Annotated in this window: 19 protein-coding genes; 8 read left to right on the forward strand and 11 right to left on the reverse strand. The window is 41.3% G+C overall.

Going from position 1 to position 23,313, the window contains the following annotated elements; all coding sequences use genetic code 11:
• Positions 1-158 precede the first annotated feature (158 nt).
• From J2S77_RS13835 to J2S77_RS13860, 6 genes are all read right to left on the reverse strand, one after another.
• Positions 159-1,109, reverse strand: a complete 951-nt coding sequence (locus J2S77_RS13835) for an SDR family oxidoreductase (RefSeq protein ID WP_306978312.1) — start codon at positions 1,107-1,109, stop codon at positions 159-161.
• The gene (locus J2S77_RS13840; RefSeq protein WP_306978314.1) at positions 1,106-2,026 is read right to left on the reverse strand and encodes a bile acid:sodium symporter family protein; all 921 of its coding nucleotides are present in this window, start codon (positions 2,024-2,026) and stop codon (positions 1,106-1,108) included. Before J2S77_RS13840 ends, J2S77_RS13835 begins: the two co-directional genes overlap by 4 nt.
• 3 nt (positions 2,027-2,029) lie before the next feature.
• Positions 2,030-3,778: a thiamine pyrophosphate-binding protein gene (locus J2S77_RS13845; RefSeq protein WP_306978315.1), complete on the reverse strand. Its 1,749-nt coding sequence runs from the start codon at positions 3,776-3,778 to the stop codon at positions 2,030-2,032.
• Positions 3,779-4,227: 449 nt separating this feature from the next.
• Positions 4,228-5,478, reverse strand: a complete 1,251-nt coding sequence (locus J2S77_RS13850; RefSeq protein ID WP_306978316.1) for an exo-beta-N-acetylmuramidase NamZ family protein — start codon at positions 5,476-5,478, stop codon at positions 4,228-4,230.
• 40 nt (positions 5,479-5,518) lie between these two features.
• Positions 5,519-7,591 (reverse strand): glycoside hydrolase family 3 protein, encoded by a 2,073-nt coding sequence (locus J2S77_RS13855; RefSeq protein ID WP_370871860.1) that lies wholly within the window; start codon positions 7,589-7,591, stop codon positions 5,519-5,521.
• Between the two features lie 804 nt (positions 7,592-8,395).
• Positions 8,396-9,496, reverse strand: a complete 1,101-nt coding sequence (locus J2S77_RS13860) for an ABC transporter ATP-binding protein (RefSeq protein ID WP_306978317.1) — start codon at positions 9,494-9,496, stop codon at positions 8,396-8,398.
• Between the two features lie 123 nt (positions 9,497-9,619).
• On the opposite strand from J2S77_RS13860, the gene J2S77_RS13865 reads away from it, so the two are divergent.
• A complete protein-coding gene (locus J2S77_RS13865) occupies positions 9,620-10,567 on the forward strand; it encodes an N-acetylglucosamine kinase (RefSeq protein WP_306978318.1) in 948 nt (315 codons plus the stop codon).
• On the opposite strand, the gene J2S77_RS13870 is transcribed toward J2S77_RS13865, so the two are convergent.
• Positions 10,541-11,854 carry a (Fe-S)-binding protein gene (locus tag J2S77_RS13870; protein ID WP_306978319.1) on the reverse strand — a complete coding sequence of 438 codons (1,314 nt, stop codon included), beginning with the start codon at positions 11,852-11,854 and terminating at the stop codon, positions 10,541-10,543. The two genes, J2S77_RS13865 and J2S77_RS13870, sit on opposite strands and share 27 nt — an antisense overlap.
• Positions 11,847-13,247: an FAD-linked oxidase C-terminal domain-containing protein gene (locus tag J2S77_RS13875; RefSeq protein WP_370871859.1), complete on the reverse strand. Its 1,401-nt coding sequence runs from the start codon at positions 13,245-13,247 to the stop codon at positions 11,847-11,849. The genes J2S77_RS13870 and J2S77_RS13875 overlap by 8 nt, the downstream gene beginning before the upstream one ends.
• A 140-nt stretch (positions 13,248-13,387) precedes the next feature.
• Here J2S77_RS13875 and nagA point away from each other — a divergent pair, with 140 nt between their 5' ends.
• The 3 genes from nagA (at position 13,388) to J2S77_RS13890 (ending at position 16,462) form a co-directional block, all read left to right on the forward strand.
• Complete coding sequence (gene nagA, locus J2S77_RS13880) at positions 13,388-14,524, forward strand: N-acetylglucosamine-6-phosphate deacetylase (protein WP_306978321.1); 1,137 nt, start codon at positions 13,388-13,390, stop codon at positions 14,522-14,524.
• Positions 14,511-15,206, forward strand: a complete 696-nt coding sequence (gene nagB / locus J2S77_RS13885) for a glucosamine-6-phosphate deaminase (protein ID WP_306978323.1) — start codon at positions 14,511-14,513, stop codon at positions 15,204-15,206. Before nagA ends, nagB begins: the two co-directional genes overlap by 14 nt.
• A gap of 392 nt (positions 15,207-15,598) precedes the next feature.
• On the forward strand, positions 15,599-16,462 hold the full coding sequence (locus tag J2S77_RS13890; RefSeq protein ID WP_306978325.1) for a MurR/RpiR family transcriptional regulator: 864 nt from the start codon (positions 15,599-15,601) through the stop codon (positions 16,460-16,462).
• Here J2S77_RS13890 and J2S77_RS13895 read toward each other — a convergent pair.
• Complete coding sequence (locus tag J2S77_RS13895; RefSeq protein WP_306978327.1) at positions 16,457-17,281, reverse strand: helix-turn-helix domain-containing protein; 825 nt, start codon at positions 17,279-17,281, stop codon at positions 16,457-16,459. The two genes, J2S77_RS13890 and J2S77_RS13895, sit on opposite strands and share 6 nt — an antisense overlap.
• A 246-nt stretch (positions 17,282-17,527) precedes the next feature.
• Between J2S77_RS13895 and murQ the strand changes: the two genes are divergently transcribed.
• The 4 genes from murQ to J2S77_RS13915 all read left to right on the forward strand — a co-directional run bounded on the left by murQ (position 17,528) and on the right by J2S77_RS13915 (position 21,797).
• The gene (gene murQ / locus J2S77_RS13900; RefSeq protein WP_306978329.1) at positions 17,528-18,430 is read left to right on the forward strand and encodes an N-acetylmuramic acid 6-phosphate etherase; all 903 of its coding nucleotides are present in this window, start codon (positions 17,528-17,530) and stop codon (positions 18,428-18,430) included.
• A 119-nt stretch (positions 18,431-18,549) separates the two neighbouring features.
• A complete protein-coding gene (locus J2S77_RS13905) occupies positions 18,550-19,908 on the forward strand; it encodes an ABC transporter substrate-binding protein (protein WP_370871861.1) in 1,359 nt (452 codons plus the stop codon).
• A gap of 139 nt (positions 19,909-20,047) precedes the next feature.
• Entirely contained in the window at positions 20,048-20,941 is an 894-nt protein-coding gene (locus tag J2S77_RS13910; protein WP_306978332.1) for a carbohydrate ABC transporter permease, read from the forward strand.
• A 13-nt stretch (positions 20,942-20,954) separates the two neighbouring features.
• Positions 20,955-21,797 carry a carbohydrate ABC transporter permease gene (locus tag J2S77_RS13915; RefSeq protein ID WP_306978334.1) on the forward strand — a complete coding sequence of 281 codons (843 nt, stop codon included), beginning with the start codon at positions 20,955-20,957 and terminating at the stop codon, positions 21,795-21,797.
• 234 nt (positions 21,798-22,031) lie between these two features.
• Here the strand turns inward: J2S77_RS13915 and J2S77_RS13920 are convergent, their stop codons facing one another.
• Entirely contained in the window at positions 22,032-22,484 is a 453-nt protein-coding gene (locus J2S77_RS13920) for a hypothetical protein (protein ID WP_306978338.1), read from the reverse strand.
• A gap of 1 nt (position 22,485) precedes the next feature.
• Positions 22,486-23,289, reverse strand: coding sequence for a DUF3100 domain-containing protein (locus J2S77_RS13925; protein ID WP_306978340.1), 804 nt, complete (start codon positions 23,287-23,289; stop codon positions 22,486-22,488).
• Positions 23,290-23,313 lie beyond the last annotated feature (24 nt).

Below are 23,313 nucleotides of genomic sequence, written 5' to 3' on the forward strand. Positions count from 1 at the left end.
ATACTCTCCTCCTGGTAATCGTTTTTGTGGTTGAAAACATTGTACCATGTGGAGAGGAAAATGACCCTTTTTACACAATTATATGGACTCTATCCAAAATACCATCGAGTGCCTCTCATTTATCATCGAGTCACCCGCTTATTTAGGATTGAGAACGCTCATTCTTCCTGTTTCTGTGCTACAAACCTCTGAAACACTTGCGCTGACGTATAACTAGGCACGAAACCAAATTCTTTTTTCATTTTCGTATTATCTAACACAGGACGGTAGCGCAAGAAGTCGAGTTGTTCTGGGCCGTATTGTGTTAGGCGTAATTTTTTGAGTCCAGCTAAGCCAAATCTTAAAAGTGAAGCGGGGAGGCGGATGACGCTTTTACCTAATTGTTCTGCGATTTCGTCAATGGTTAAAGCACCATCACCGGCGATGTTGTAAATCCCGGTTTGATCCGAATCAATAGCTCGAATAAAGCATGATACAACATCTTGATCCCAAATAAATACGAACGGACTTTTTGAACCTTTTACGCCTAGTATGTAAGGTTTCTTAAAAAGGTCGGTAATTTGGTTATCGACATTTTCACCGAGAATGGTCCCGATCCGGAAAATGATTTGTTCAAGTTCTTGATTAGACTCGTGGTAGTCGGCGAGCATTTCTTCGACAAGTCGTTTGTGATAGGCGTAAGCAAAGGCTCCGTTTCCTCGAATCGGTTCATCTTCAGAGATCCAATTCACATTGTCGGCATGATAGCCGTACGCAGCGCCACTTGATGATACAATCAGTCGCTTTACATTTGTTGCGACACAAGCTTCGATTACATTCCGCGTACCTTCGACGTCTACGGAATATTCGAATGAGCGGTCGCTTTTTTTGCCTGGTGTGACAATCGTCGCTAAGTGAATCACCGTATCGACGTGATAGCGTTCGAATAACTGTTGCAATTCAGAAGAGCGAACGTCGACTTGTTCGTACGTAATAGAATCAGTCAACTCAAAGTCAGGCTCTAACTTAATATCTGTCGCAATCACATGGCAGTCATTGCGCTCCGTCATTAAACGTTTCACGATTTGACTACCTAAATAGCCCATTGCTCCTGTGATTAAAATATTCATGCGGCATTACCCTCACTTTCTGCTGCAGGCGGTCTTCGTGACCAAAAACTAGCAATCGTTAAACCAGCAATAATGTGCAAGATGGACCACCAAGCGGCGACGATCGCCATACCACCAAGTCCTCCGAAAAAATTAAAAACTAGAATTAGCCCGAGCCCCGAGTTTTGGATGCTGATTTCTATCGCAATCGCGCGTCGGTCTCGTTCAGGTAAACCAAATGACCGCGCAGAACTGTAACCAATGATAATTGCCAGTAAGTTGTGTAAGAACACCGCAAAGACGACCATACCGACATAATCAATAAAGTACTCGAAGTTATTGGCTAAGGCTCCGATTACGAATAGTATGAAAAAGCCGATCGAAAAGCGCTTCATCCATTTACTAGCTTTCTTTGACCATTCAGGAAACCGTTTATTCACCAGCATCCCTAGTGTCAGCGGGATTCCAAGCAAAATCACGATCGTGGTGATTAAATCAGCCGGACTAATCATAAAAGACCGTAATAAATCGTTCGTCGGCCCATAAAATGACCCCCACATCAATGTATTAAGGGGGGTCATGATAATAGCTAAAAGCGTTGAAACAGCTGACATACTAATCGATAGTGTCGTCCGGCCTTTACTGAGATGAGCGAGGAAATTTGATAGATTCCCGCCTGGACAGGCAGCCACTAAGAACATACCCAGCGCAATGCTTGGTCTTGGTTGTAATAATAAGACGAGTAGGAAGGTGAATGCTGGTAATAGAATAAATTGCGCCGTTAACCCGATAATAAAAGGTCTTGGTGATTTTAACGTTCTTTTAAAATCTTGAACCGTTAAATCGAGTGCCACGCCGAACATGATGAATCCAATTAAGACATTCATAAGAAACAATGTTGATTCATTGAAATTAAGTTGGACTTCATCTATGCCCATGATTTATTTCCCCTTTGGCTCGTCATGCATATCTTTAAAATACTTCAATCCTGGTGCCCACATATGCTTAACTGGGTCGACATCACAGTGAATCACTGTACATTGGTTCAGTTGTTTCGCCCGTTTAAGAGCTTCGCGTAAGGCATGAGGATCTGACACTCGTTCGCCATGCGCACCCATGCTTTGGGCCATTTGATCAAACGCGATTTCCCCTAAATCAGAATTAATATTTTCATGGTCATCGAGCGATTTTTTGACCAGTGTCTTAACAGGTCTGAGCGCAATGTTTTGATTGATTTTCACCATACCCCACTGTTTATCACAGACGACCAAGTAGATCACGTTTAAATTATTACGAACTGCCGTTTCGATTTCCTGTGGATGAAAGCCCATTGCTCCGTCACCGATAACACAGAGTACAGGCTCTTCTGGATTGGTAGCAGCGACACCTAAGGCCTGAGCGACACCGGCGCCGAGCATGCCAAATTTAAAAGTAGAGTAGATGCCGCCGGGTTTTTCAATCGATGTGAAGAAATTCGCCCAAATCGTCGTATTACCACCATCTGCCACGACAGGTACTTGTCTAGAGAAAACGTCTTGAGCCATCGCTGATACATGAGCTGGGTTCATGGGTGCATCGCGTTCTTCTAGTTTTTCATTCAGTTTCTTACGGTATTTTTTACACGCTTGGACGTACTTTTTGATCGTTGATTGACGTCGTTTAAGTGCCGCTTTTGGAATATAATCTTGTAAAGTATCTGATAGCTTTTCTAGAAAAATATTAATGTCTGCCTGAATGCCGAGTTCAACCGGTTTATTTCGGCCAATAGTAGACGGGTCAAGGTCGACTTGAATCATGGTTTGATCGGGGTTCCAATAAGGCGCTTTACCCCACCAATCCGTTTCGCCAACACGGGATCCCAATACTAAAACTAAATCCGCTTCGTTCCGAATTTGGTTGTTCGTCTCGATATGGGTCATCGGCATGGTTAGTGGACTACTTTCACGCATAGCCCCGCGACCAGCCCAGCTTGTTGTCACCATCGCTTGTAGCTGTTTCGCGACCGTTTCTAAAACGTCATACGCTTGAGCATGAATGACACCACTCCCAGCATGAATAATTGGAAATTTCGCTTCGGCTAATAGGTTAGCGGCTTGTTTGACTTGATTGTCTGAAGGTGAAGGATTCTCGGTGAGTCGGTATTGATGTGGTTGTTGGAGATTAAGGGTTGATTTAAAAGATGAGTTCAAAATGTTTTCAGGAATATCTAAGTGAACGACACCTGGGCGCCCGTTGTAACATTCACGTAAGGCTGTTCGCATGAGCTCTGGAATCCGGTCAAACGATGGGACGGCTTCACTCCACTTAGCGATTTGTTTAATCGTTCCTGTTTGGTCGAAGCACTGATACGTCCCGCCACGATCAGGGTACATAATGCCTGTCCGCCTTGAACTCGTAATCACAAGGACACGGTTGCCTTCGCCTTGTTCGACGACTAGTCCTGGTAAAATATTAGCAACGCCTGGGCCATTACTTGCCATACAGACGCCAAGTTTTCCGGAAGATCGTGCATAGGCTCCCGCCATATGGGCGGCGCTCGTCTCATGACGAGGGGTGATGAGTTGAATGCCATTCGGTTCTAAATTTGAATAGAACCCAAAATAGGTCCCGTCAATAATTCCGAAAACGGTTTCAACATTTTCCTGACTGAGCATCTTGGCAACAACTTCGCCACCAGTAAATTCTGCCATAAGAACACTCCCCTAAAAATCTGCAGTTTAAATTAATTCTATTATAACGAAATAATATGTTATGAGATAGTATTTATTCAGAAAAGTTTGATAAAATAGTAGGGAAGATTAGAAAATGTAGTATGATAAATTTGTATCACATTGTACCTATTTCGGCGATGTTCGATTTGTTATCAGCAAAAATGAACAGGCTTTCAGCGAAAACGCTTATTTTATCATCGAAACGGTGATCTTTGAAAAAGAGGATGAAACAAAAAGGAATTTTTGATGCGATAGGTGAAGGTATTAATAACAAGTTAGCTAAGTGAATCCCAAGATCAACAACGGATTGGGGCGGGTTTTCACTTTATTAGTAAAAAACGATCCCGAGTTATCTCGAGATCGTTTTCTCAATAGAAGCTTTATATTGTTGAATTAAAGGGGGTTGTTCAGCATATAAATAGACTTAATTAATAGATTAAATATTGTTCACGAACTTCTTTAAACTCATCTAAATCACCTTGCCATTGTTCAATAATCGAATCAACTGATTCACCATTTTCAATCGATTCTTGTACCCAACCGTTACCGATCAAGTTATCAAAGAATCCATCAGAACGGAAAGAGAAGCCTTCTGGGTATAAATCATGAATGGCTTTTACAATATGCAATCCTGTTTTGATGGATTTATACTCATCTTGGTCTGTTACATGAATTTCTATGCCGTGTGATAAATCACCCGCATGTTTTGAGAAGGTTGGAGTAAAGGACGCTGCTCTAAATGTCACTCCAGGTAAATCTTGTTCGTTTAAGTGTGTTGCTAATTCATTCGAATCAATAAATGGTGCACCAATTAACTCAAATGGTTTTGTCGTACCACGACCTTCAGATACGTTTGTCCCTTCGATTAATGCGGCACCTGGGTAAACGACTGTTGTATCAGTGGTTGGCATGTTTGGTGATGGTGCAACAAAGTCTAGGTTCGTATCATCGTAATACATATAACGTTTCCAACTATCCATTTCAACGACTTTTAAGTCAGCGTTGATATCAAACTCGTTATTAAATAATTTTGCTAGTTCACCAACTGTCATCCCATGGCGCAGTGGAATTTCATATTCGCCAACGAATGAAGAAAATTCTTCATCTAAGACTGGTCCAGCGACATCTTCGCCATTAATTGGGTTAGGACGGTCTAAAACGACGAATTCAACATCATTTTCTGCCGCTGCTTCCATCGCATTAGCCATTGTGTAAATGTAGGTATAGAAGCGTGTTCCAACGTCTTGAATGTCAAAAAGTAACGTATCGACGTCTTCTAACATTTCAGGAGTTGGTTTTCTAGTTTCACCATAAAGACTGTATACAGGAAGGCCTGTTTTCTCATCAATGTAATATTCAACATATTCGCCTGCTTGGGCACTGCCACGAACGCCGTGCTCTGGTCCGTATAAGGCTGTTAAGTTCACATCAGGATCATTGTGTAGTGTATCGACAATACTGTTAAGTTCAGAGTCGACACCTGTTGGATTTGTAATTAAACCAACATCTTTTCCTTCGATTAAATCTTTTTCCTCTTCTAATAATTGCTCAACACCTAGTTCGAATTGTTTGGCATGGCCTTTTGCTTGTCCATTACCATTGCCTGGATCTGCCGTTATAACGGTCACAGTTGTTAATGTTAGCGCAAAAGCCATTAGCCCGATGATCCACTTTCTCATGAAAAATTCCTCCTCTAAATTTTTTTAAGAATCAAATGGATTAGTAATTCAACCCGTGTCCGAACTCATATAAGACACCATCGTCAAGTGTAGGGATCGTCACTGGTAATTGTCCTGTTGGTTCGTTTTCACCGAAGATGGTCGCTGCTGTTGCATCAAAACTTGCTTCGTTAAAGCCATATTGTGTTAAATAACCATCTACATTAGGGTAAGCCATAATGTCGTACGGGTTCCGAATACCGACTGAAATGACAGGGGCATCGGTCATGCTATCCAGTGAATCGATCATGGACATAACAGGATTATCTGGTGATCTGCCATTCACGTTATAGGTGTAAGAGCCAGCAATGACAGCATCTGCATTGGCTATTGTTTCTTGGTTGCTTTCGGATAAATTGCCTGATGTTTCGATCACAGTCGTTTGGTCGTTGTATTTGGAGATTGCATTGCCTAAATCATTAACAAACGTATCACCAACGACAACGATTTCTCCTTGACTGTCCTCACTTAGTGGAAGCGCATCGTTTTCATTTTTAACCATCGTAATGGATTGGTTAGCTACTTCTTGTTCAAGTTGTTGATGCTCATCTGCACCTACGATTTCCGTTGCGTTAGCAATTTTATCCTCAATCGGTGTAGGATTTTCCTGTCTAATAATACCGCGTTCGATTTTCAAACTTAAAATACGTTCAACTGAGGATTCGATCCTTTCTTCGGCAATTTCACCATCATCGATTGCCGTTAATAAACCATCAGCGACTTCTTCTAAGCCTACTGGCATTAACACGATGTCACTACCAGCTTTGACAGCACGAATTGCTGCATCTACTGTGCCGAAATGGTCCGTAATCGCATTCATGTTCATGGCATCTGTCGTAATAATGCCGTCATAGCCCATATCCTCACGCATTAATTCTGTTAAAACTTTGTGAGAAAGTGTAGCTGGTAATGTGACCTCTTCACCCGTTTTTCGAGACGTTACTTTCGTGTTGTCGATCTGTGGGAAGGTTACGTGTGCTGTCATGATCATGTCTACGCCAGCTTCCATCGCTTGTTGGAAAGGTGCTAGCTCAACTTCTTCTAAGCGTTCGCGGTCATGTGGGACTTCTGGTAAGCCTAAATGTGAATCGACATCCGTATCCCCGTGACCTGGGAAGTGTTTAGCCGTGGCTGCAACACCAGTCGATTGTAGCCCTTCTGTATAAGCGATGCCTAAATCAGCGACTAAATCAGGATCTCCACCGAATGAACGCACACCAATAACGGGGTTATCTGGGTTATTATTCACATCCATGACTGGTGCGAAATTTGTATTGATTCCAAGTGATCCGATTTCGCGTCCAATAGCTTGACCGACGTCATAAGCCATATCTTCAGAACGCGTTGCGCCGAGTGCCATATTGCCAGGAAAATCAGTGCCTGACTGTAGACGTGTGACAATGCCACCTTCTTGGTCAATCGTCATCATTAAGCCGAATTTCTCGGAGGCTTGTTGATAATCATGGACCAAGCGTGCCGTTTGTTCTGTCCCTTGCACGTTTTCAGCAAATAAAATCACACCACCTAAATGATACTCTTTTACAAGCTGTTCGATTTCTGGAAGCATTTCCGTTACGGCTTCACCGTCATAGTTACGAAAATCAGGCATTAACATTTGTCCTAACTTTTCTTCGATTGATAGTTCGTCTAAAGCGTGCTGAATCATATCATATCGATCGCCTTGTTCTTTCACTAAAGAAGGCTCTGAGTCAGGTTTTCCAGGACCCTTTTTACCAGACTTAACTTTATAATCGACAGCAATTCGATCTTCATAGTCGCCATTGGTTACTTTAATAAACGTTCTCCCGTTTTGTCCGGTAAGGGTGACCTCGCCATTGTCGTTAACAGTGGCCACATTTTTATTTGTGGACGACCATTCAATACCTTCTGATACTTGCTTGAAATGGCCATCATCATAGACGTTTAAAGCTGATAGTTGAAATTGGTCAGAGTTAATTGTGGCATTTGCTTCAGGAACATTTTCTAAGAGGATGAGATCTTGAGGAGTAGGTTGATCTTGTGCTTTGACCGTTTGACTTTGCATACTTAATCCAACATTCGATAAGACAAACATGACGATAACAGTTGCAATTAACCATTTCCGCGCATGGTTCACGTTAGCACCACCTCAAAATATGTTTTGTGTTACAAATGTAGCTTATGTGTTTTTCTGCGAGGATAAACAAGTGTAGATATAGGCGAGAGATAGAAAGCGCTTTCAAAATTGATATAAAATTTTGTTTCACCACCTTTCAATAATGATGAACTTAAAATTCAGAATAAGATTAACATTGTGACAATTTAGTGTCAAATAGAAGTGCGGTGGCTGTAAATTAGTATTTTGAGTATAAAGTTATAGGTTAGGCGGATGTTTTCTACAGTAATTTAGGACAAAATGAATGGAAATAAGAAGATGTTTTGAAATTTTGTTATTAGAAATATTGAAAAATAGATAATATGTCATGTTTTTAATCGGTGACATTAACGAATTGGTTTGAAGGGGGTGGGAGAGGTGAAGTGAATCTATTAAAGGATTAATCTAAATTAATTCGGATTGTGATTTTAGAAAAAAGGTGTGTGTCTTTTAAATGTGTTTTATCAGTGTTTAAGTCAATTTTCCATTGTGAATCGATGATTTTACTATTTGGATAGGGAGTTTATCATCGAGTTATAGTGGTTTACCATCGGGATGACGCGAAATATCATCGAGTGTTGACCAAATATCATCGCCATTTACGATTTATCATTGAGTTGCGTTCATTTACCATCGTCCGCTGAAATATATGAGCGAGTGGACGAATTCCTGAAATATATCAACGACTGCGTGAATTCTCAATATAAATAAGCCCCCGCGTCTCATCAACGCAGAGGCTCAAAACTATTTAATCCGCTCTTCAGTTTCGTTATCAAAAAAGTGGACTTTGTTCATATCGATTGCTAGTTTAATATCGTCGCCGGCATTTACTTCTGAGCGGGCGTCGACGCGAGCGATGAAATCTTGATCGTCGAGTTTAGAGTATAGATAGGATTCTGAGCCCATGAGTTCAGCGACTTCAACATTCGTCGTGAAGGTTGAACCAGGGGAATGTTCTATGAAGACAGGTTCGTCGTACATGTCTTCAGGGCGAATACCTAAGATAGCATCTTTACCGACATAATCTTTTTCACGTAAGATTTTCATGCGACCTTCTGGAATTTCTAGTGAAACGGAATCGCCAATTTTGAATGAACCGTCTTCAATGTGACCTGAGAAGAAGTTCATCGCTGGTGATCCAATAAATCCTCCGACGAAGACGTTATCAGGGAAATCGAATACTTCTTTTGGTGTTCCGACTTGTTGGACAATGCCATCTTTCATGACGACAAGGCGAGTTGCCATTGTCATCGCTTCCGTTTGGTCGTGAGTGACATAAATCGTCGTTGTTTGTAAGCGCTGATGAAGCTTTTGGATTTCAGTACGCATTTGGACACGTAATTTCGCATCCAAGTTAGATAAAGGTTCGTCCATTAAGAAGACTTTAGCATCACGTACGATCGCGCGACCAAGTGCGACACGTTGACGCTGACCACCTGATAATGCCTTCGGTTTACGATCAAGAAAGTCTTCCAAACCAAGGATTTTCGCAGCATCATGTACCTTCTGTTTAATTTCATCTTTCTTAAACTTACGCAATTTTAATCCGAATGCGATGTTGTCATAAACGCTCATATGCGGGTAAAGTGCGTAGTTTTGGAAGACCATCGCGATATCACGGTTTTTCGGGGGAACGTTGTTTTTACGCTCACCATCAATCATTAAGTCGCCTTCTGTAATTTCTTCAAGGCCTGCAATCATCCGTAATGTTGTAGACTTACCACAACCAGAAGGGCCAACGAGTACAACAAACTCTTTGTCGTCAATGTCTAGGTTGATATCTTTTACGGCGTGTACATTTTTGTCATAATACTTATTAATGTTATGTAACTTTAAATCTGCCATTTGACTCATCCTTTCTATAAGACTATTGTAAAATAAAACGCTTTCATAAAGAATAGACAATATGCACACTATTGTGGCATGATTTATGTGCACATTGTTATATAAAACAGGGAGGTTCACAGCATGACCATCGTATTAGGTATTGATGGAGGCGGCACAGGAACACAGGCTTTAGTTGCGGATGAGGCGGGACATGTATATGCTTCGGCAACTGTTGGGCCAACGAATCCGAATGCCGTGAGTCGTGCACAATTAAAAGAAACAATCACCACCTTAATGACTAACTTACATAATGAAGATCCGACAGCTTTTAATAAGATTGCTCGAGGCTTTGCAGGTATGTCTGGTTCTGGCGATTCTGAAAAAAGTCACCTTGTTGAGACGGTCTTAGCTGAAGCTGCGCCAGATTTTCCGATTCGAGTGGATAATGATGCGATTAATGCTTTATACGCCGAAACATTAGGCGAACCTGGTATTGTTCAGATTTCGGGGACAGGCTCGATTACGTTTGGTCTAAATGAAACTGGCGAAACCGCTCGAATTGGTGGTTGGGGCTATCTATTTGGTGATGAAGGAAGTGGCTATGCGATCGGCCAGTCTGCTTTAGAAGCTATTTTTCAAGCTTATGATGGTAAAATGGAAGCAGATGTGATCACAAGACATATTTTAGTTCATACCCAAATTCAAAACGTGCCAGATTTAATCCCGTATATTTATGAATCACCGAGTCCCCGTGAATCGATCGCTAAATTAACGCGCCCAGTGTTTCAAGCTTATGATGAAGGGGATGCTTTAGCGATTCGTTTAATTCAGCAAGCTGCCGATGATCTTACGTTGTCGGTGCAGACGATGTTAAACCGTCATTTCAAACATAATCAAGAAGTCGTCTTAGCTGGTGGCGTATTTAAACGACGTGATGTTTTACCAACAATACTTAATCATCAATTGTCTGCACCTGTTAAAATGCTCGAACGTGAACCTGTTGTCGGCGCTGTCGTTGCGGCTTTACAAGATGCTGGTGTAACGGTTCAAGCGGAATTCAAATCATCCATCAGTCGATATGGCTTCTAATAATAGATCGGCTAAATGAACAGCGTGCATCGTGTCTGTTTGTTCGGTTCGTTCGATGCCAAGTTTCATTTGTAATAAACAGCCTGGATTCGTCGTCACGATCGTGGTTGCCCGTGTTGTGTCGACGTTTTCCATTTTATGATCTAAAATTTGCATCGACATGTCAGGTTGGGTCAAATTATAAATGCCTGCTGACCCACAACATTGGTCGGCGTGTGGCATTTCAATATAGTGAGCGCCTTCGATCGCTTGGATAAGCTTTCGCGGTGCATCGGCAACGCCTAACACATTCCGTAAGTGACACGAATCTTGATAGGTGATGATTTGCTGATCAATGTTTAAAGGCATTTCATTCGCAAAATCAAGTTTCATTAAGACGGTCGAAAAATCAACAATTTTATCGGTGAAGGCTTTTGCTCGCTCGGCCCATTCAGGATCGTTTTTTAATAGATGATCATAATCATGTAAAAATGCGCCACAACCGCCAGCATTGGTAATGATATAATCGACGTCTGCTTGTTCGAATGCCTGAATATTTTGCTTCGCCAATTCTTTAGCACCCGCTTTTTCCCCGCTATGACCGTGTAAGGCTCCGCAACAACCCTGTGTATCAGGCACGACGACATCGCAACCTGCTCGATTTAACAACGTAATCGTAGACTGATTTGTCTTGTGAAATAGTGTATCCATCAGGCATCCTTTGAACATAGCAGCAGTTGCTTTTGTATGAGCCGTTTCACTTGGAAAAGTAACTTCACGATACTGTTTCGAGCGTTTCGGTACGTCGGGTAAGACGCGTTCCATTTGTTGCATATGGTCAGGGAAAAAGTTCATGACTTTTAATTTTCGTGCTGTTTTTTGTAAGCCAGAACGTTGGTAAAACCGTAATAAACTCGTGGCTTTACCCATCTTCTCTTGATCGGTAAAAAGCATATTCAATGTCGTTTTGCGTAAAGCTTTTTCTTGAAGCGGAACATCTTTATGTTCGTAAAAAATCGCTCGTGCTTCTTCTAACATTTCCCCGTAATTGACACCAGCTGGGCAAGCTGGTTCACAAGCTCGGCATCCTAAGCAAACATTCAGCGATTCCTCGACTTCATGAACATCATCAATCTCCCCGTCTCGAACCGCCATCATGAGTGAAATCCGACCGCGAGGCGAGTGGACTTCATCTTGGGTCTCGACATAGGTCGGACATGCTGGTAGACAAAAGCCACACTTCATACAATTGAGTAAATCATCTTCACTAATTCGTTCCTGAAAGGCTTGAGTGATCGCTTCATTCATCGACCTCACCTCCTGAACGGTGAAATATTTTGCCTGGATTCATAATTTGATCGGGATCGAAAGCATGTTTAATCTGATTCATAAGCTGGATCCCTTCATCACCAACTTTCCAAGCTAAGTAAGGTGATTTCATTTCGCCAACGCCGTGTTCACCTGTGATGGTACCCCCTAAGTCGATCGCTTTTCGGAAAATGGCGGCGAATGCAGCTTCAACGCGCTCCCATTCGTCTTTGTCACGTAAATCCGTCATGCAAGTAGGATGTAAGTTGCCATCACCCGCGTGGCCGAATGTCGCAATCTTGACGTCATGCTCTAAGGCAATCGCCTCAATTGCTTTGACCATCGTCGCGATTTCAGAACGGGGGACAGTCGCATCTTCTAAGATCGTCGTTGGACTCCGTTTGGCTAAGGCTGATAGTGCACTGCGCCTTGCTTCTCGTAATTCAGTCGCTCGTTCTTCTGTTTCAGCGATTTGAGTCGAGATGGCCTCGTGTTCGATCGCAATGCTTTGGATGAGTTGAATATCATGTTCGCAAATAGATGGCGGTCCGTCTTGTTCAATCAGCAACACTGCTTCAGCATCTGTTGGTAAACCGACGTGCGTGTAATCTTCAACGGCTTGAATCGTCGCTCGATCAATGAATTCTAATGTTGCAGGCGTTAATTTATTAGCAATCACTTTGGAAACGGTTTCAGCCGCGCGCTCGATCGAATCGAAAGAAGCTAATAATGTTTGTTTCGACTCAGGCAATGGAACGAGCTTGAGTGTTGCTTCTGTAATGATTCCTAAAGTTCCTTCAGATCCTACGAATAAACTGGTCAAGTCATATCCCGCGACATCTTTAACGTTTTTCCCACCTGCTTGGATCACATCTCCGTTTGCGATAACCGCATTAACTCCGAGGACGTAATCCTTAGTTACACCATATTTTAAGCCACGTAAGCCACCGGAATTTTCATTAATGTTACCGCCAATTGTCGAGATTTTCATCGAACTAGGATCTGGCGGGTAAAATAACCCTTTGGCTTCAACAGCCTCGCAAATATCCCCTGTAATTACACCTGGTTGTACGGTGATAGTTAAATTGTCTTCATCGAGTTCGAGAATCCGATTCATTCGATGGAATAGCAAAACAACTCCGCCCTGAGTTGGTGTCGTGCCCGCGGCTAAATTTGTACCAGATCCTCGTGGCACAATAGGTATTTGATAGTTAGCACAAACCGTAACGATTTCTTTAATTTCTTGCTCACTTGCTGGGGCCACCACAGCCTCAGGTTTAGTATTAAAATTCGGCGTCGCATCGTAAGCGTACGACAATAAAGAGGATTGCTTCGTTTGTACATACTCCTCGCCGACAATGTGTCGAATCTCTTGAATCCATGTCATAGACATCGTAACCTCTCTGGATAATTTTTAGAAAAGTTCTTGAATTTATTATAATATGAAAAACGATATGTTAAAATAAAATTACATCAAAAAATAAAAATTTTAAAATATATGTTTAAATCATGACGGAAAGTAGTGGTCTTTTTATGATCATCAATCATGTGCGAATCTTTCTTGAAAAGGAAACAATTGAAGACGGTTCGATTGAGGTGCAAAATGGTAAAATTATAGGTGTTCATGAGGAAGCAATTCAAGATGAAGAAGCCATTAATGGACGTGGACTAAACATGCTTCCAGGTTTTATTGATACGCATATTCATGGAGCCAATGGTGTTGATGTCATGGATGGGACGAGTGAAGCGCTGAAGGTGATGGCTCAAACTTTACCACGAGAAGGAACGACTTCTTTTTTACCGACAACGCTAACAAGTGAATCTTCCCAAATCGAACAAGCATTAAAAACGGTCGCTGATTATGACCAAAACAAAGGTGAAGCTGAGATTCTTGGGGCTCACGTTGAAGGACCATTTATTAATGAACAAAAAAAAGGCGCTCAACCAGCAGAACATATTCGTTTGCCCGATGTGACATTGGTAAGGAAATGGCTTGAATCAGGTGTGGTGAAGACTATGACTCTAGCGCCAGAATTAGATGGCGCCAATGACGTCATGCGATTGTTAAATGATCATGCCGTTGTCGCTTCAGCTGGTCATACTGATGCTGATTATCAAACAATTCGCTTGGCAAGAACGCATGGTTTAAGTCAATTAACCCATTTATGTAATGCAATGAACGGCATTCATCATCGAGAAGTTGGCGCAGTGGGTGCGGCTGCATTACTTGATGATTTACAAAGTGAACTTATAGCAGACGGGATTCATGTCGTTGACCCCATGTTAAAGTTACTTTATGACATGTTAGGCCCTGAAAAGATCACGCTAATCACAGATAGTATTCGAGCTAAAGGGTTAGACCATGGAACTTATACATTAGGTGGGCAAGATGTGACTGTCGCGAATGGTCAAGCAACATTAAGTGATGGCACGCTTGCTGGTAGTGTTTTAATGATGAATGAAGCGGTCAAACGTATGATGGACGTTGCTGGAGCTTCTATTCATGATGTCATCCAGATGGCCTCAGTCAATCCAGCTAAGCAGTACGGCGTTTGGAACGAGAAAGGCAGCATTGCTGTTGGTAAAGATGCTGATTTCGTCTTAGTTGATGGTGAATTAACGGTGTATGCAACTTATTGTAAAGGTGTGAAAGCCTATGAACGTGATTAGAACTGAACATTATGATACGATGAGTCAATCTGTCGCTGATTATGTGCAAGAATTTGTTAAAGAGCAAGAGCATCCCGTATTAGGTTTAGCAACTGGAAGTACTCCTGTTGGGTTTTATGAATCGATTCGTCATTCCAAACCCGATTGGTCTCATGTGACAACATTTAATTTAGATGAATATGTAGGGGTTTCTCCTAATCATCCGCAAAGTTATCGAACGTTTATGGAGCGCCATTTATTTTCTGAAATTCCAGTAAAAGAGAGTCATATACCTGATGGTCAGGCGCAAGATTTAACTACTGAGTGTGATCGGTATGAGCAATTAATCGCTGAAAAAGGTTCGATTGATTTACAAATTCTTGGACTCGGTCATAATGGACATATTGGTTTTAATGAACCTGGGACGTCATTTCATTCACGGACACATATCGTTGATTTGGCTGAAACGACACGTCAAGCGAATGCTCGATTTTTTGGATCGATTGACGATGTACCGACTCAGGCCATAACAATGGGTATTCAGACAATTATGGAAGCTAAGAAAATTATTTTAATGGTTAGTGGACAAGGGAAAGAACATGCGTTTAATCGTTTAATGGAAGGCAAGATTGACGAACAATTTCCCGCGAGTGTCTTACATCATCACCCCGATGTAACCGTTTATGTGAGTGAAGTTGAATAATGTTTATTCAATTAAAATTTTAATCTACTATTATATTGTAATACTTAACTAGTTGTTGAATTGTGAGTAGCGAAGGTGGCGACTCCAGTGGGAACAGAACGTGTCCCGAGACCCCGAAGGCCACGCTTTTTGGGCCGAGGGATGCACCTGCGTCTTCTCGTAACGCTTCGAAGTAGGCTTCCTCGGTGCAAGTTCCAAAGAAGCTTGTTCGATGTAGTAGCCTGGCTCGAGCCGTGCCCCTGCATAGAAAACACTGTGAAAAACGAACGTAATGAGATTGAGCAGATGTTGCACTTGTGCCCTATGGGCGAAAGCGTCCACCGAAAGCGGATCACAATTTCAACAACGGAATACATCTGTGTTAAATTCGTTAAATGAAAGGATGGAGGCGTGTGTCGGAATTAAAAGGTGGTTTGGTGATTTTAAAGGAAATGGTCGGTTTTTTGCCTAATTCAGAACGCAAAATTGCCGATTATATGATTCAGCACCCTGAAGAAGCCATTCAAATGACAGCAGCTTCATTAGGTAAGGCCAGTCAAACAAGTAGTGCAGCCGTCATTCGAATGTGTAAGTCAATTGGTTTTAAAAGTTTTCAAGAATTAAAACTACGCGTTGCAGGTGATCTCCAACAAGGTAATGGCTCAACCGATTACCGTGACATTAAACCGAATGAAGATACTGCGAGCGTCATTGATACCGTAACCGCTAATACGATTCAGACGATTAAAGAGTCGGTTGATGTTTTGGATAAGCAAGAATTGGAACGTGCGGTAAAAGCGATTATCAATGCGGAGTCGATTACATTTGTGGGCTTTGGAGCCTCATATATTGCTGCAAGTGATGCCGCGCAAAAATTTGTAAGAATTAATAAACATGTGCATTCATTTTCCGATTTACATATGGCTGCGACGACGGTTGCGAACAAAGACGAGAACGATGTGGTCGTTGGTTTATCGTTCTCAGGCGAGACAGCAGAAGTGGCCAAAGTCCTTGGGTTAGCGAGGCAGAAGGGCATTCAGACGATTAGTGTGACGAAATATGGCAAGTCAAAAGTGGCTGATCAAGCGGATATTAATCTACATACTTCGGCAGCACGTGAAGCAACGTTTCGTAGTGGAGCAACCTCATCTCGTATGGCACAACTACATGTCATTGATATGTTATTTATGAGCCTAGCTGCGCAACAATATGAGCAGTCTGTGCAATACATTGACGAAACGCGTGAAGCGATTTCTTATATTAAAAGAGACTTATAAATATTTAATGGCGATATAAGCTTTTAGCGCGTCATCGAAGTGTCTAATGTCTAATTGAGTCAAGTCATTAAATTTATCGATACGTTTTTGTACGGTATTTCGATGCATGTAATGTGCTTTGGCAACCGAAGACACATTAAGCTGATGCTCTATAACTGCTTCGATCGTTTCAAGTAGAGGCTCGTCATCAATAGCATCACGTAAAATACTTTGTTTGAAAAATTGTTGACCTGCTCGATCTAATGAATCAGTTAGAAAAGGTAATAAGGTATCATTTTGTTTCATGACAACTTGTTTGTTGTCCTGGAATAATGTAGGGATTATAAGTTTTAACCACTGATAGATATTCGGACCTTCTTCGAGATTGTCGTGCACATCAGTTTGAAAGATCATCATTTTAAAGTCCAAGTCATTGGATAAGACATCAATGACGTCATGGAAATCTAGTGGTTCTTCGCCATTGTCTAATAATTCTAGCGCAATGGTGATTCCTTGTTGGTTGAAAAGAATAATTAAAGATTTATTTAAAACGTCCTCAATAGCTGATAAGGCATCTGCCGTTTGCTTAAAGGCAATAAACCGAAAATAACCTGGTGATGATGGATGATCTGGTCGTACGTTTTCGAAATACTGTTGCCAAATGTGCTGATTATGTGGTTCTTCTTCCGCTAAGGCTTTAATCAGATGATAGGCTTCATCACTGATATCCTCGTTAGGAATGCCATATAAAATGCCGCTTATGTTAAAAGTCACATAATCCGAATCTATTTCTTGCAAACTCGTTAAATTAGGGTAAATGACCTTAAGTCTTTCTAGCACAAACCTCACTCCAAATTTTTAATGCGTCTATTATAGCATGCTTTATTAATTAATGTGACAGCGTGTTGTTGAATCCATTTGATAGACATTCAGCAACTTTTATTTCTTATATCTGAAATATTATTTCAAAAACAAAAGACTTTATTGACACAAGGAATTAATGGGGTTATAATAATTATAAATTTTCAGTCAATTATCACAACTTTGAAAGCGCTTTATTAAATCAATGGTAAGGGAATGGGCTACATGGAATTATCTTCATTAACAACTGAACAGCGAAACCCTAATAGCATGAATCTTGATAAGCAAAATACATATGACATTTTGAAAACCATTCATCAAGAAGATGCTAAAATTCATCAAGCAATCGAAACCGTATTACCGGTCATCGATCAAGTCGTGGAAGCTATTTACCAACGATTACTGCGAGGAGGTCGATTAATATATGTAGGAGCTGGAACGAGTGGTCGCCTAGGTTACTTGGACTCATCAGAATGCCAGCCAACGTTTATGACACCGCCTGAAATGGTGCAAACGATTATGGCTGGAGGTGTCGATGCCTTTTTCCAAGCATCAGAAGGCTCCGAAGATCAGGAAAGTCAGGGTAAAGAAGACATAGCTGTTAAAGAAATTAATCCATCAGATGTAGTTATAGGGATTACAGCAAGTGGGCGAACGCCTTATCCGATTGGTGCCGTCAAACATGCAAAGGAACAAGGCGCATTTACAGTAGCGCTTACGTGTAATGAGGGTTCAGAAATTGGTCAATTAACGGATCAAACCTTAGATGTGGTCGTTGGACCTGAAGTTTTAACTGGTTCGACCAGAATGAAAGCTGCGACAGCTCATAAAATGATTCTTAACATGATTAGTACAACGACGATGGTTAAGTTAGGTAAAGTCTATGAAAACTTAATGGTCGATGTGCAAGCTAATAATGTGAAATTACGCGACCGGGCGAAACGAATCATTATGGATATTGCAGAAGTCACCTATGAAGTGGCGGAGGAGACATTGGCCAAAACAAATAATCATGTCAAGCCAGCTATTGTCATGTTAAAAGGCGGCGTTGATTATGAAACAGCCAATCAGGCATTAGATGAAAGTGATGGTTATGTGCGAGAGGCTATTAAATTAGCGAAACAATGATTAGTGGATGAAGTCGCATCTAAAATAAATATTTCAGATGCGTTTCAAATAATAATTTTAATCACAAGGGGGAGAACCAAGTGAATGGATTGTTGAAAAAGCAATTTGGACTTGTGTTAATGCTGATGCTTCTAGCAATGCTAATGTATGCATGTGCACCAGATGAAGCACCAGTTGATGAAGGCGGATCCTCGGATGAAGAGGAGTCTTCCAGTGATGAAGGAAGCAGCGAAGACAGCAGTAACGAAGGGTCATCTGATGGCGAAATTAGTGGTGAATTAGAAATCCAATATTTCGTTGGTGGTTATGGTGATTCTTGGTGGAAAGAAGTGATTTCTGACTTCGAAGAGGAATATCCAGATGTGAGCGTAACAGAACACGCTGGACCGAATATTAACGAAGAAATGCGTTCGCGCTGGGTTTCTGGCGATCCACCTGATGTTGTTTATATTGATGGTGCAGGATCTAGTGAAACACAAATGGTTGAAGACGATCAGCTAATGAATTTAACTGAATGGGCTGAGGGCATTGAGCTTGAAGATGGTTCTTCATTAGTCGATAGTTTTATAGCTGAACCGTCAACATATGACGGCGAACTATACAGCTTACCATTAGTCTTTGATGCATGGGGAACTTGGTATGATATGAACCGTTTTGAAGAGAACGGTTATGAAGTACCTAAAGGTTTCGAAAGCTTCATGAGCACAATGGGTGAGATTCAGGAAAACGAAGATATTGAACCGTTTGTTACGACAGGACAACACCCTTATTACTTCTCACGTGGTATGTTGTACCCTGCCTTTGCAGCTCACGGCGGTAACGAGCTTTTAGCTGACATCGTCCAAGGTGCAGAAGGTGCTTGGGAAACAGAAGAAGCCGAAGAAATCATGAGTAATGTTGAAGAAATGGTTGATGCAGGCTATGTTGATTCTGGCCTAGGTGCACTTAACCATACACAGTCTCAAATGAACTTCTTACTTGGTGACAATGCCTTTATTCCAGTTGGTTTTTGGTTACCGAATGAGATGGAAGGCGACAAGCCAGAAGATTTACAGTATGGTTTCATTCCATCTCCAATGAACCCAGAAGATGAACCAATGGCGATTGTCCCAGACTTAAGACCACTTGCGATTGCTGAAGAGGCTGAAAACCCTGAAGCGGCTAAAGCATTTGTTGAGTTTGTCTTCACACGTGAATATGCAGAGTTATTCTCTGAGCATACTGGTGCGATTATGAACTTAGAAGGTGTTGACTTAGCGAACAACGAAAATGTTCCAGAATATTTAATTCAAGCGAACGAAATGATTAATGATCCAGAGCAAGTTGAGATCTTCTATAAACCGCATCCAATGAGTGCTGACCTTGAAACACCGATCAGTGACTCACTCGTATCATTATTACTCGGTAACATAACAGCAGAAGAATTTATTCAAGAAGCTGAAGAAGCAGCAGCTGAGTATCGAGAAGGACAGGAATAACAAATGTATGGAATGTAGCCCCGCTACATTCCATACAATTTCTACATAACGAAGATGAGGCTCTTTTCAACCTGGCGATGGTGACGTCGTCAATCTTCTTTAAACATAACAACATAAACTGAAGAAAAGAGTGATAAACATGGTTCAAACAAAGAAACAAAAATACTTATTTTTAGCGTTTTGTTTGGTTCCGACCTTTATTATGTTTAGCATTTTTACATTATATCCGTTATTTAGTGGCTTATATTACTCCTTTTTTGAATGGTCAGGAACATCGAACACTCGTGAATTCGTAGGTTTTGATAATTACGTTAAATTATTTAATGATGAGGTAATCCCTGCGACGATTTGGCATGACTATTTTCTAGTTGCAACCAAAGTCATCGGGATTATGATTATGGCGTTGTTTATTGCCGTTGCCTTAACACAGTTGAAAATTAAAGAAGCACCGTTTTATCGAATTGTTTTCTTCTTTCCGAATATCATGTCAGTCGTAGTTATTGGTATTCTATGGATGTTTATCTATAACCCTAACTTAGGTCTAGTGAACTCTGGTCTGGAGATGATTGGCTTAGAAGAGTGGACTCGGCCGTGGCTCGGTAGTGAAACCTGGGCATTGCCAAGTTTAGTACTCCCTTCAATTTGGGCAGGAATTGGCTTGTTTATGTTACTACTCATGGGCGGTATCTCCAACATATCGAAGAGTTATTATGAAGCGGCCAAGATCGATGGAGCTAATGAATGGCAACAGTTTTGGAAAGTAACATTACCACTGATTTGGCCACAAATTAAGATTTCGATTTTATATATTGTAATTACAACATTAAACGGGTCATTTATCATTGTACAGGTTATGACTGGCGGTGGACCAAACAACTCCACACACGTGATGGGTTCTTATTTATACCAACAAGCCTTCACACAGTATAACTTCGGTTACGGGGCAACAATTGGTGTTATGATTCTTGTTCTATCACTTATTACTGTTGTTCTATTACAGCTACTATTAAGAAAAGAAAGAGTAGAGTACTAGGGGGGAGACAATCGTGAAACGTACCGTTGGTGAAAGACTAGTACGAAGTGGAATCCGTTTGCCCTTGATCTTATGGTCATTGGCCGTCTTATATCCGATTTTTTGGATGTTCTTAGGGGCGTTTAAGAGTAATGCAGAGATTTATGCGAACCCCTGGGGCTTTCCAGAGCAATTTAATTTTAGTAATTTCGTAACAGCTTGGACAGAGTATAATATTGATACGAGTATATTTAATAGTTTCTTAGTAACTGGGCTTGGTGCTGCTTTATGTCTCGTCTTAGCTGTGCCGACAGCTTATGCGTTAGAAAGAATTCGCTTTAAAGGCAGTCAGATGCTTTTTACATTGTATATTTCAGCAATGATGATTCCAATGGTATTAGGTTGGATCCCATTATTCTTCCTATTAGCGCAGTTTAACATGCTTGATAGTATTATCGGGTTGTCTGTCGTCTATGCGATGTCGCAACTTCCGTTCACTATTTTCGTCTTAACAAGTTTTATGGGTACGATTCCGAAATCACTCGAAGAATCAGCTTCGATTGATGGTATGTCACCATACGGCATTTTATGGAAAATCGTAACACCATTAACGATGTCAGGGATCATTACAGTCACGATTATGAACGCCATTCAGTTTTGGAATGAATACTTTATGGCCCTAATTTTCCTGCAATCAAGCGAAAATTACACACTCGCCTTAGCGATTGACTTCATCAGTAACGAAGCGCAATATACGAACGCATGGGGCGTGCTATTTGCCAGTCTCGTCTTTGCGATCCTTCCAGTCATCATTTTATATTCGATTTTCCAACGTCGAATTACAAAAGGTATGACAGAAGGTGCGATAAAAGGTTAATTATTGAGGGTGTTTTCATGAGAGAGTGGGAATATCACCGTATCACAGTGTTATTTCGCTGTATGAAATAAAAAAAGCGCTGTATAAAGGGAATTTTCGCTGTATCGAGGCCCATTTTCGATGTATTACAGACATACATCGCTGTATAATTAACAAAATTCGCTGTAGCAATTAACTTTCAATGTACACAAAAACCCCGTCTAACTCAATTCGAATTGAGTAGACGGGGTTTATTTAGATAATCCCTTGCATTCTTAAGACGACTTCGGCAATTAGTGCTGATCCAAGAACGGTACCAAGTAATACGAATGATGCGACAACAATCGTGCGCCAACCAAGTTTCATGAAGTCTGTCCATGAGCGGCCAATCGCGATGCCGGCATAAGCAAGAATAGGTGTCGTGAGTGCTAGTAATTGAATTTCAGAAGTCCAAGCCACAATTACTTCGCTGCCAGGCGTCCATGGCATGGAAATTAATACACCGTATATTGCAATATAAGCAACGCTTGGAATATTTATTGGCACTAGTTTTTGTGTGATAAATCCAAGCAATGAAATCACGATCAAGACGATCATGCCTAATATTGCATCAAATGAGAAAATGTCATAGCCAATCCAGTTGCCGATTAAGGTGACGACTCCGAAAACCGTAAGTAATAATGTCCATTCTTGAATGTTTTTAAGCATATTAAGTCACCTCATCTTTATGTTTCTTTTTGGAAAACCATTTATAGAGTTTTTCAGTTAAAGGTAATGCGATGAAAATACTGACATATAGACCTGTTGATAAGGATAAAAGGTTACTCGCTCCTGCATAAGCGGCGATCTGACCTTCCATTTCCGGAAATAAACTAATGAGTGATCCGCTCGCTGCAGCCATCATGCTTGCGCTACCGATTCCAGAGGCCATTGCAAACGATAATGGATGAATCGGTGTAATCGTTGCGAGTAGGCCTGCTAATAATCCCATGAAAATCGCTCCAAAGACGGTACCGAAAATATACATAGCCATTACACCACGACCTTCAGGCGAACTGAAACCGAATTTATCCATAATCAGACCAACATTAGGCTCGCGTGCGACAGAGTGAGTCATACCAACAGTTTCACGGCGTAGGCCGAGTAACATCGCAATAGGCAATGCGATTAACACAGTACCGACGTTTCCTAACTCTTGTAATAATAAAGCAGGTCCGGCTGCAATAATTTCAGGTAGATCTGGGCCAATAATGACGCCAATTTTTGCGAGTAATAGCGCAACCCCAAGCACGATCAATGGCTCGGATTTTTCGGATTGTTTTTCTGATATGACGGGCGTGAAATATAACATAATGCCAATAATGATAGCGTAAAGCATCGGTAATAAGATGACGACACCAGGTCCGACGGCGAATTCGTGTGAGCCAACGAGTTCAGCTCCTATAACGATTAATAAAACGGTGACATGTAATCGCCAATCTTTCCATACATCGCGAACTTCTGCTTGTTCCATGATCATTTCCCTCCTTATTTGTGT

Origin of the sequence: Alkalibacillus salilacus, assembly GCF_030812915.1 — a bacterium.
GTDB classification, from domain to species: domain Bacteria; phylum Bacillota; class Bacilli; order Bacillales; family Alkalibacillaceae; genus Alkalibacillus; species Alkalibacillus salilacus.